Source organism: Escherichia albertii NBRC 107761 = DSM 17582, from assembly GCF_000759775.1.
Classification (GTDB): domain Bacteria; phylum Pseudomonadota; class Gammaproteobacteria; order Enterobacterales; family Enterobacteriaceae; genus Escherichia; species Escherichia albertii.
The window spans coordinates 1-11,078 of the sequence record NZ_BBMY01000144.1 but is presented as its reverse complement, the minus strand read 5'-3'; the positions used below and the strand labels follow the sequence as shown (position 1 = coordinate 11,078).

At 49.8% G+C, this 11,078-nt stretch carries 10 protein-coding genes; 6 read left to right on the top strand and 4 right to left on the bottom strand.

The window, feature by feature from the left end; translation table 11 throughout:
• The 3 genes from EA14781_RS25850 to EA14781_RS19660 form a co-directional block, all read left to right on the top strand.
• A partial coding sequence (locus EA14781_RS25850) for a YmdA family protein (protein ID WP_042336090.1) occupies nucleotides 1–148 on the top strand: 148 nt, incomplete at its 5' end.
• A 95-nt stretch (nucleotides 149–243) separates the two neighbouring features.
• Nucleotides 244–777 carry an O-acetyl-ADP-ribose deacetylase gene (gene ymdB / locus EA14781_RS19665; protein WP_000842238.1) on the top strand — a complete coding sequence of 178 codons (534 nt, stop codon included), beginning with the start codon at nucleotides 244–246 and terminating at the stop codon, nucleotides 775–777.
• Nucleotides 719–2,200: a phospholipase D family protein gene (locus EA14781_RS19660; protein ID WP_042326119.1), complete on the top strand. Its 1,482-nt coding sequence runs from the start codon at nucleotides 719–721 to the stop codon at nucleotides 2,198–2,200. The genes ymdB and EA14781_RS19660 overlap by 59 nt, the downstream gene beginning before the upstream one ends.
• Nucleotides 2,201–2,207: 7 nt before the next feature.
• Here EA14781_RS19660 and mdoC read toward each other — a convergent pair whose 3' ends face one another.
• Entirely contained in the window at nucleotides 2,208–3,365 is a 1,158-nt protein-coding gene (mdoC, locus tag EA14781_RS19655) for a glucans biosynthesis protein MdoC (RefSeq protein WP_001070370.1), read from the bottom strand.
• A gap of 394 nt (nucleotides 3,366–3,759) precedes the next feature.
• On the opposite strand from mdoC, the gene mdoG reads away from it, so the two are divergent.
• From mdoG to EA14781_RS19630, 3 genes are all read left to right on the top strand, one after another.
• The gene (gene mdoG, locus EA14781_RS19640; protein WP_072243501.1) at nucleotides 3,760–5,295 is read left to right on the top strand and encodes a glucans biosynthesis protein MdoG; all 1,536 of its coding nucleotides are present in this window, start codon (nucleotides 3,760–3,762) and stop codon (nucleotides 5,293–5,295) included.
• Entirely contained in the window at nucleotides 5,288–7,831 is a 2,544-nt protein-coding gene (mdoH, locus tag EA14781_RS19635) for a glucans biosynthesis glucosyltransferase MdoH (protein WP_010332479.1), read from the top strand. Before mdoG ends, mdoH begins: the two co-directional genes overlap by 8 nt.
• Before the next feature lie 147 nt (nucleotides 7,832–7,978).
• Complete coding sequence (locus EA14781_RS19630) at nucleotides 7,979–8,206, top strand: YceK/YidQ family lipoprotein (RefSeq protein ID WP_001211108.1); 228 nt, start codon at nucleotides 7,979–7,981, stop codon at nucleotides 8,204–8,206.
• Here the strand turns inward: EA14781_RS19630 and EA14781_RS19625 are convergent, their stop codons facing one another.
• The 3 genes from EA14781_RS19625 to EA14781_RS19610 all read right to left on the bottom strand — a co-directional run bounded on the left by EA14781_RS19625 (nucleotide 8,207) and on the right by EA14781_RS19610 (nucleotide 10,988).
• Nucleotides 8,207–8,581 carry a MysB family protein gene (locus EA14781_RS19625; RefSeq protein ID WP_000180066.1) on the bottom strand — a complete coding sequence of 125 codons (375 nt, stop codon included), beginning with the start codon at nucleotides 8,579–8,581 and terminating at the stop codon, nucleotides 8,207–8,209. It lies immediately after the preceding gene.
• An 82-nt stretch (nucleotides 8,582–8,663) separates the two neighbouring features.
• Nucleotides 8,664–9,890: a multidrug efflux MFS transporter MdtG gene (mdtG, locus tag EA14781_RS19615; protein WP_024164777.1), complete on the bottom strand. Its 1,227-nt coding sequence runs from the start codon at nucleotides 9,888–9,890 to the stop codon at nucleotides 8,664–8,666.
• A 177-nt stretch (nucleotides 9,891–10,067) separates the two neighbouring features.
• Nucleotides 10,068–10,988 (bottom strand): Kdo(2)-lipid IV(A) acyltransferase, encoded by a 921-nt coding sequence (locus tag EA14781_RS19610; RefSeq protein ID WP_002461958.1) that lies wholly within the window; start codon nucleotides 10,986–10,988, stop codon nucleotides 10,068–10,070.
• Nucleotides 10,989–11,078 lie beyond the last annotated feature (90 nt).

Genomic DNA, 11,078 nt, shown 5'->3' with positions numbered 1-11,078 from the left:
CACCCAGAATGGGGTCGTTCATACTCAATCTTATTCCGGCAAGGAACTTATGAGCGGCAAAGTTAAAAATGCACAAATTGCCTCGGTGAAAATGCAATACATTGATGAGCAAAAAAAGCTGGCGGTGATGAGCATCGAATATCACTAAGTTCCTGAACAACTCATGCTTACTGACAAGAAAAATGCGATTTCTCTAAAGCCCCTGCTGTACACTTAAGAAACAAGAGAGTGTAAGGAGGCGTTATGAAATCGCGTATCCATGTTGTGCAGGGCGATATTACCAAACTTACCGTTGATGTTATTGTTAATGCGGCGAACCCATCATTAATGGGGGGCGGCGGCGTTGATGGCGCTATTCATCGTGCTGCCGGTCCTGCGTTGTTGGATGCCTGTTTAAAAGTACGCCAACTACAGGGCGATTGCCCTACGGGGCATGCAGTCATTACTCTTACAGGCAGTCTTCCCGCTAAAGCTGTGGTGCATACCGTTGGACCTGTCTGGCGCGGCGGCGAACAAAATGAAGATCAACTATTGCAGGATGCTTATCTTAATAGTCTGCGGCTGGTAGCGGCGAATGGCTATGCGTCAGTGGCTTTTCCTGCCATTAGCACGGGGGTATACGGTTACCCACGCGCTGCGGCGGCTGAAATAGCCGTAAAAACTGTTGCGGAATTTATGACCCGTCACGCTTTACCTGAGCAGGTATACTTTGTCTGTTATGATGCTGAAAATGCCCACCTCTACGAAAGACTCCTTACCCAACAAGGCGATGAATGATTTACCCCGGCTAGCAAGTGCGGTGTTGCCACTGTGTTCGCAACATCCTGGACTGTGCGGCATTCTCCCCCTTGATAAAAGTCTGGATGCATTTGCTGCACGATATCGCCTCGCAGAGTTGGCGGAACATACGCTGGATGTTCAGTATTACATCTGGCAGGACGATATGTCGGGAAGGCTGCTATTTTCCGCTCTGTTGGCTGCGGCGAAGCGTGGCGTTCGCGTCCGTTTGTTGCTGGATGATAACAATACGCCGGGGCTTGATGGCATTTTACGTTTACTCGATAGCCACCCGCGCATTGAAGTCCGGCTTTTCAATCCTTTTTCGTTTCGTTTATTGCGTCCGCTTGGTTATCTCACTGACTTCTCTCGCCTCAATCGCCGTATGCACAATAAAAGCTTTACTGTTGATGGCGTGGTGACGCTGGTGGGCGGACGAAATATTGGTGATGCCTATTTTGGTGCAGGGGAAGAGCTCCTTTTTTCTGATTTAGATGTCATGGCTATAGGTCCGGTCGTAGAGGACGTTGCGGATGATTTTGTCCGTTACTGGTATTGCAAGTCAGTTTCACCACTGCAGCAGGTTCTGGATGTTGCCGAAGGTGAAATGGCTGATCGTATAGAACTGCCTGCATCCTGGAACAATGATCCCATCACGCAGCGTTATTTATGCAAACTGAGATCCAGCCCGTTAATGAATCAACTGGTTGAAGGAACTTTGCCGCTAATTTGGGCAAAAACGCGTTTGTTAAGCGATGATCCAGCAAAAGGAGAAGGTAAGGCAAAGCGCCATTCACTACTGCCGCAGCGCCTGTTTGATATCATGGGCTCACCCAGTGAACGCATCGATATTATTTCGGCCTATTTTGTGCCGACGCGCGCAGGCGTGGCGCAGTTACTACGAATGGTCAGAAGAGGAGTGAAAATTGCCATTTTAACTAACTCGCTGGCCGCCAATGACGTCGCGGTGGTACATGCCGGATACGCGCGCTGGCGTAAAAAACTGCTCCGCTATGGCGTTGAATTGTATGAACTTAAGCCAACGAGAGAACAAAGCGGCACATTGCACGATCGCGGCATAACCGGTAATTCCGGCGCCAGCCTGCATGCTAAGACGTTTAGTATCGATGGCAAGACGGTGTTTATTGGTTCATTCAATTTCGACCCGCGTTCAACTTTGCTCAATACTGAAATGGGTTTTGTGATAGAGAGCGGGACACTGGCGCAATTAATCGATAAACGCTTTATTCAGAGCCAGTATGATGTGGCATGGCAGCTTCGTCTGGACCGTTGGGGGCGGATCAACTGGGTCGATCGTCATAGGAAGGAAGAGATTATCCTCAAAAAAGAACCCGCCACCGGTTTCTGGAAGCGGGTTATGGTCCGACTGGCGTCAATATTGCCCGTTGAATGGTTGTTGTAAGCGTTGCTTATTGGGCTGGCGCTTTATCGTTTTCACGCTTCACGATCGGCTTGCCTGAGAACAAAAACTTCAACAATGGGATGCGTAAATGAATTTCGTACAGAATTATCGCAAGCCCCACCACGAATACCAGACCACAGAGAAAACCCAGCAGATTTGATGTGATATGCGGAGTAATGTATGCACCGAAAAACAGCGTTAATGGGTGGTGAACTAGGTAAATAAACAGCGATGCGTTTACAAAATAGGTTACTCGTGTCGACTGAAAATTAAGCAATCGGTGTCCAAAGGAGAAGACCACATTTACCATCCACAAGCCAAGTACCATCGTGATCACTGATTCGGTTTCATACATCCAGGCGTCGCCGCTGCCGTAGCGCTGGTTGAGTAAATAAGCGGCAAACGCCAATGCTGCAGCGAGTGTGCAGCCACGAGATGGCGTGGTAAACAAGGATTTAAGATTAGGGAAAATAAAAGCCAGAGCTCCCAAAATAAAGAATGGCAAATAAAATAACGTTTGCATGACAATAAAATTGAACATGCCGTCACTTAAAATAGGTGGATAAACAATAAAAATCGTTCTTCTTATCGCTGCATAACTGATTCCGAGAAATAAAAAAAGCAACGAAAGATTAATCATCGAGAATTTTTTATTCGCTTTATCAGATTTTTCTAAATTATTTCTGATGCGTTTAAATATCCATACGCAAATTGTCGTCATGACGACCAGAACTAACAAAAACCATAGGTGAGAAATTAATTCCCAGGCCAGCGTATTATATTTGTCATACAAGGATAGTTCGGGCCAGGTTTCCGCTTTGCCTTTGACATATTGCAACATAATGAATTGTGGCAAAGTGAGCAGGGGAATGGCCGTTAACATCGGGATTCCTACACGTTCGACACGTACTTTCCACCATTTTTTCAATGGGTAGCGTAAAAATAGCATGTAGGAAAAATATCCAGAAATAACGAAAAATACCTGCATGCGGAACGCGTGGATGAAGTCATTAAAAAGAGTCAGCCACCATGACGGTTCTGCGCTATTCACATGCCAGGTATGGCTTGAATAGATTAAAGAAATATGAAAAGGGATCCCTAACAACATCAGCCAGGCGCGGATGGAGTCGAGGAAATATTCACGCTGCGCGGGTACTGGGTTCATATATGGTTAACTAATCTCGGATTTTTCGTCTTATCCCTGTCGGGTAATGCCTTTAGGATTTTTACCACAAGAGAGCCAGCCTGACCGCACGCGGCGCGAGCTTCATGGCTGTTCTGCATGGCATAACCACTACCACTAACCAGAATGGGAGCGTTTGTAAGACGGTAGATAAATAAATTTGCTGGCAAACCCTACACGAACTCGTCGCTTCTGTCTTTAGGAGAAGCACGGAAAGTGAAAATGGTTGTGACCAGGTGTTTAATCCATGAGCCAGTGCGCTGAACAATACCGGGATTCTGTTGTCGGAATGGCTGGTTATCCATTAAAATAGATCGGATCGATATAAGCACACAAAGGGGGGAAGTGCTTACTAATTATGAAACATAAACTACAAATGATGAAAATGCGTTGGTTGAGTGCTGCAGTAATGTTAACCCTGTATACATCTTCAAGCTGGGCATTCAGCATTGACGATGTCGCTAAGCAAGCTCAATCCTTAGCCGGGAAAGGCTATGAGGCGCCGAAAAGCAACTTGCCCTCCGTCTTCCGTGATATGAAATACGCGGACTATCAGCAGATCCAGTTTAACCATGATAAAGCTTATTGGAATAATCTGAAGACCCCATTCAAGCTCGAGTTCTACCATCAGGGTATGTACTTCGATACACCGGTCAAAATAAATGAAGTCACTGCAACCGCAGTAAAACGAATCAAATACAGCCCGGATTATTTCACTTTCGGCGATGTTCAGCATGACAAAGACACGGTAAAAGACCTTGGTTTCGCCGGTTTTAAAGTGCTTTACCCGATCAACAGCAAAGATAAAAACGATGAAATCGTCAGCATGCTCGGGGCTAGCTATTTCCGCGTCATTGGCGCAGGGCAGGTTTACGGCCTTTCCGCTCGAGGTCTGGCAATTGATACCGCGTTGCCATCTGGTGAAGAATTTCCACGTTTTAAAGAGTTCTGGATTGAGCGTCCAAAACCAACTGACAAACGTTTAACAATCTATGCATTGCTGGACTCTCCACGTGCGGCAGGGGCTTATAAGTTTGTTGTCATGCCGGGGCGTGACACGGTTGTCGATGTGCAGTCGAAAATTTACCTGCGCGATAAAGTCGGCAAATTGGGCGTTGCGCCGTTAACCAGTATGTTCCTGTTCGGGCCAAATCAACCGTCTCCGACAACCAACTACCGCCCGGAATTGCACGATTCTAACGGCTTATCTATCCACGCCGGCAACGGTGAGTGGATCTGGCGTCCGCTGAATAACCCGAAACATCTGGCGGTCAGCAGCTTCGCCATGGAGAATCCGCAAGGTTTTGGTTTGTTGCAGCGTGGACGCGATTTCTCGCGCTTTGAAGATCTCGACGATCGTTACGATTTGCGCCCTAGCGCCTGGGTAACCCCGAAAGGGGAGTGGGGCAAAGGTAGCGTTGAGCTGGTAGAAATTCCGACCAACGATGAAACCAACGATAACATCGTTGCTTACTGGACACCGGACCAACTGCCGGAACCAGGCAAGGAGATGAATTTTAAATACACCATCACCTTCAGTCGTGACGAAGACAAACTACATGCGCCTGATAATGCCTGGGTGCAGCAGACTCGTCGTTCAACGGGCGATGTTAAACAGTCAAACCTGATTCGCCAGCCTGACGGCACTATCGCCTTTGTGGTCGATTTTACTGGCGCTGAAATGAAAAAGCTGCCAGAGGATACTCCAGTCACGGCACAGACCAGCATTGGTGATAATGGTGAGATTGTAGAAAGTACGGTGCGTTATAACCCAGTGACTAAAGGCTGGCGTCTGGTAATGCGTGTGAAAGTGAAAGATGCCAAGAAAACCACCGAAATGCGTGCTGCCCTGGTTAATGCCGATCAGACGTTGAGTGAAACCTGGAGCTACCAGTTACCTGCCAATGAATAAGACAACTGAGTACATTGACGCAATGCCTGTCTCCGCAAGCGAGAAAGCGGCATTGCCGAAGACTGATATCCGCGCCGTTCATCAGGCGCTGGATGCCGAACATCGTATCTATGCGCGGGAGGATGACTCCCCGCAAGGATCGGTAAAGGCACGTCTTGAACAAGCCTGGCCGGATTCTCTCGCTGACGGGCAATTAGTCAAAGACGATGAGGGGCGTGACCAACTTAAGGCAATGCCGAAAGCAAAACGCTCTTCTATGTTTCCCGATCCATGGCGTACTAACCCGGTAGGACGCTTCTGGGATCGTTTGCGTGGACGCGACGTTACGCCACGTTATCTGGCGCGATTGACCAAAGAAGAGCAGGAGAGTGAGCAAAAGTGGCGTACCGTCGGGACAATCCGCCGTTACATCCTGCTGGTCCTGACGCTGGCACAAACCGTTGTCGCGACCTGGTATATGAAGACTATCCTCCCGTATCAGGGCTGGGCGTTGATTAACCCGGTTGATATGGTCGGTCAGGATCTGTGGGTTTCCTTTATGCAGCTTCTGCCTTATATGCTGCAAACCGGTATCCTGATCCTCTTCGCGGTACTGTTTTGCTGGGTGTCCGCCGGTTTCTGGACGGCGTTGATGGGCTTCCTGCAACTGCTTATTGGTCGCGATAAATACAGTATTTCCGCTTCAACCGTGGGTGATGAACCGCTAAACCCGGAGCACCGTACGGCATTGATCATGCCTATCTGCAACGAAGACGTGAGCCGCGTTTTTGCAGGTCTGCGTGCGACGTGGGAGTCAGTGAAAGCGACAGGTAATGCCAAACATTTTGATGTTTATATTCTGAGCGATAGTTACAACCCGGACATCTGTGTGGCGGAACAAAAAGCCTGGATGGAACTGATCGCCGAAGTGCAGGGCGAAGGGCAGATTTTCTATCGCCGTCGTCGCCGCCGCGTGAAGCGTAAAAGCGGCAACATTGATGATTTCTGCCGCCGCTGGGGCAGCCAGTACAGCTACATGGTGGTGCTGGATGCTGACTCGGTGATGACCGGCGATTGTCTGTGCGGCCTGGTGCGTCTGATGGAAGCCAACCCGAATGCCGGGATTATCCAGTCATCGCCGAAAGCGTCCGGTATGGATACGCTGTATGCGCGCTGCCAGCAGTTTGCGACCCGTGTATATGGGCCACTGTTCACTGCCGGTTTGCATTTCTGGCAACTGGGTGAGTCGCACTACTGGGGACATAACGCGATTATCCGCGTGAAACCGTTTATTGAACACTGTGCGCTGGCGCCGCTGCCAGGCGAGGGATCTTTTGCTGGTTCCATTCTGTCACACGACTTCGTGGAAGCCGCGCTGATGCGCCGTGCAGGTTGGGGTGTATGGATTGCTTACGATCTCCCTGGTTCTTATGAAGAACTGCCGCCTAACCTGCTTGATGAGCTAAAACGCGATCGTCGCTGGTGCCACGGTAACCTGATGAACTTCCGTCTGTTCCTGGTTAAAGGGATGCATCCGGTTCACCGCGCGGTGTTCCTGACAGGCGTAATGTCTTATCTTTCCGCGCCGCTGTGGTTTATGTTCCTGGCGCTCTCTACCGCATTGCAGGTGGTGCACGCGCTGACTGAGCCACAATACTTCCTGCAACCCCGGCAGTTATTTCCGGTCTGGCCGCAGTGGCGTCCCGAACTGGCGATTGCCCTGTTTGCCTCAACGATGGTACTGCTGTTCCTGCCGAAGTTGTTGAGTATTCTGCTTATCTGGTGCAAAGGAACGAAAGAATATGGCGGCTTCTGGCGCGTTACGTTATCGCTGCTGCTGGAAGTGTTGTTCTCAGTGCTGTTGGCGCCAGTTCGTATGCTGTTCCATACCGTATTCGTGGTCAGCGCTTTCCTCGGTTGGGAAGTTGTATGGAATTCACCGCAACGCGATGATGACTCCACCTCCTGGGGGGAAGCATTCAAACGTCATGGCTCACAGTTGCTGTTGGGATTAGTGTGGGCAGTCGGCATGGCATGGCTGGATCTGCGATTCCTGTTCTGGCTGGCGCCAATTGTCTTCTCGTTGATCCTGTCACCGTTTGTTTCGGTGATCTCCAGCCGGACAACCGTGGGGCTGCGTACCAAACGCTGGAAGTTGTTCCTGATCCCGGAAGAGTATTCGCCGCCGCAGGTGCTGGTCGACACGGACCGTTTCCTGGAAATGAACCGACAACGCGCACTGGATGATGGGTTTATGCATGCCGTGTTTAATCCGTCATTTAACGCTCTGGCAACGGCAATGGCCACTGCGCGTCACCGGGTCAGTAAAGTACTGGAAATTGCTCGCGATCGTCATGTCGAACAGGCGCTGAACGAGACACCAGAGAAGCTGAATCGCGATCGTCGTTTGGTGCTGTTGAGCGATCCAGTGACCATGGCGCGCCTGCATTTCCGGGTGTGGAACTCCCCGGAGAAGTATTCGTCATGGGTGAGTTATTATGAAGGGATAACGTTGAATCCGCTGGCATTGCGTAAACCTGATGCAACTTCGCAGTGAAGGTCTGGATGCCTGATGTGCTACGCTTCAGACCGCGATGTTTGTGACGCTGATAAGACGGTCGTGCATCCAGCGAAACAACGAGCACTTTTCCAGCAATAAAAATACCGGCGTAATGCCGGTATTTTTTTACGAAAGGGGTATCAAATGCGTTTCATTGTAGTCGGCATCATGGTCGCCCTGCTTAGCGGATGCGGCAGTATCATTAGCCGCACCATGCCAGGGCAGGGGCATGGCAACCAATATTATCCTGGGGTGCAATGGGACGTTCGTGATTCTGCATGGCGCTATGTCACGATCCTCGATCTGCCGTTTTCTCTGGTTATTGATACTTTACTGCTACCGATTGATATTCATCACGGCCCGTACGAATAATTAACGCTCATCCCACTCATCGGCAGCGGTGCGTCCTTCTTCGGTATCCAGAGGCGGCTCAAGCTGGAATTCACCTTCATCCCATTCATGCAGTGTATTCTCTTCCTGCCACTCCTGGCGAAGCTCTATCTCATCATAATCGCCGTCAAAGACGCTTTGTGCGGCCTCACCGCTGAGCACAGGCAGGCATTCACCTTCCTCGCCTTCTTCAGCAAAAAACTCAACTTGCCACATGATGTCGCCGTCTTGCAGAACATATTTCTGCATATTGAACTGCTGTACATTCGCATCTTCAGCCTCGAGGCCTGGATTATCAGCAAGAAACTCCTCGCGAGCGGCATCAATGGCTTCTTCAAGCGTTGCGTACATAGTCATCACGATTCTCCCTTTGATTTGATGAGGATTCAGGGAAAAGAATAGCTGATTCTCCGCTTTTGCAAGTATGAAAGGCGAAAAATCAGTTCGATACTTGAGGTAATCGGCGACGGCGTAAACTGTTCCACGAATAGATTGCGTTGAACAGAACAACACTGGCGGTAACCAGAAATACGGCACGGAAACCATAATTTGCTGAGATAGCCGCGCCCATCAACGGTCCCGTGACGTTGCCAATGTCGCGAAATGACTGGTTGTAGCTGAAAATGCGTCCGGCGATTTGGTTGGACGAATTATAAACCAGCAGTGTTTGCACGGCGGGAAGCAGCGCACCGTCGGCAGCACCGAGTAGAAAACGTAAAATGCCCAATTGCAGTGGCGTTTGCACGTAGGACATAGGGATCAACAACAGCACGGAAAAGATCAACGCGGTAATCAGGATCTTTTCTGGTCCGATACGATCGCCAAGTTTGCCGAGTCGTGGTGCACTAAGTAGCGCAGCAACACCGGGAACAGAAGCGATCATACCGCTGATAAAAGCAATGTTACTGACGCTGCCCGCCAGTTCACGGACATAGAGTGTCAGGATTGGCGCGATAGAACCGGTCGCGACCTGGATTATTAACGTTGTGACAAACAGGCTAAGTACCAGTTTCGGATTTTTAAGCGAGGTCACCACTTCTCGCATGTGGAGCATCTCTTTTTTGCTAACTGGCTTGAATTTCTCTTTGATACAAAAGAGGGTGACGAAGAAGCAGAGTATCAATACGCTGGCAGTGATAAAGAAAACGGGACGTAAGCCATAGTTATCTGCAAGCAGTCCGCCAGCCATTGGACCGAGCAGCGCGCCGCTGACGCCACCGGTGGAAAGCGTACCCAGCGCCCAGCCGCTTTTATTGCGTGGAACCTGAGTGGCGATTAAGGCGTTAGCGTTGGGAACAAATCCGCCAAGCAAACCAAGCAGCGCACGCAGGATCAAAAACTGCCAGATATTTTGCGCCAGCCCCATCAGCACCATCACGATGCCCATTCCGAGAGCTGAGCGCAATAGCATGATTTTCCTGCCTTTACGGTCGGCAAGTCCCCCCCAGAACGGCGAGGCGATGGCGGAGAATAAAAAGGTAATACTGAAGACTATGCCGGACCACATATTCAGGGCCGAGTGGCCTGTAACGCCAAGTTGCTCAACGTAGAGAGGTAAGAATGGCATTACCAGACTGAAGGCGGCACCAGTGAGAAAACAGCCTAGCCAGGCAACGATCAGGTTTCGTTTCCAGTTTATGGGGGTGTCATTATCGGAAGGTGACATAGCAATCCGCTGTTGATGCGCCGGAGCGCGGTGACCAGGAGAATAAAAGATAAGCACGCTAATTATGCGCCTGACTTATAGGTGGCGCAATGGAGAGAGCTTTTATCGCTAAATCAGCCGTGGGTATTGTTGCCGGATGTGATGTTGGCACATCTTATCCGGCTTATCTGAGAAGGATTAATAACGTGAAGGGACGCCTTCCGGGCGTGTTTTAAAGCGGCGATGCAGCCACATATATTGCTCTGGCGCCATCATGATGCATTTTTCGATCACTTTATTCATCCATGCCGCGGTGGTTTCAGCGTTATCCAGCGGTGGTGAACACTCTGGCGGCAGTATGATCAACTGATAGCCTTTGCCGTCCGGCTTACGACGTGGAACGAACGGCACCAGACACGCGCCAGATGTTCGTGCCAACATCCAGGTGCCGGTTGTGGTTGCCGCCTGTTCAACGGCAAATAATGGTACAAAAACACTTGAACGCGGGCCGTAATCATGATCCGGTGCATACCAGACCATTTCGCCTTTCTTTAGTGCTTTGATTATTCCTTTTAAATCTTTACGATCCAGCATCGATTTATTTGAGCGCAGGCGACCCCAGGTCTGCAACCAATCAAGCAGTGGATTATCGTTAGGACGATAGACGCCAATACCCGGTGTTTTCATACCAAATTGTCGTGCGCCCAGTTCCAGCGTCAGGAAATGGATTCCGATTAACAGGATGCCGCGTTTTTGCGCCCGTATATCACGAATATTTTCTAAGCCGATTATTTCCGTCCAGCGGGCAATACGGCGGTTCGGCCAGAACCATGCCATGCCGGTTTCCATGAGTCCCATGCCAACGGATTCGAAATTCTTTACTATCATCTCATGGCGTTCTTGCTCGCTCATCTCCGGGAAGCACAACTCCAGATTGCGATATGCAATTTGGGCGCGTCGTTTCATAAAGCGTAACGCCAGACGCCCTAATACACAGCCGAGGCGATAGATAACCGGGTAAGGCAATTGCACGACCAACCAAAGTACGCCAATACCCAACCAGGTTAACCAATAACGCGGGTGAAGCAGTGCGGTGGAGAACTTGGGGAGATTCGTCATATCAATCCTGTCTTTCAACCTATACGGATAATTGTATGTATTGTCGCATTTTTTCTCCCTCAACCAAAATTTGAGACTGGAGATTGGGTG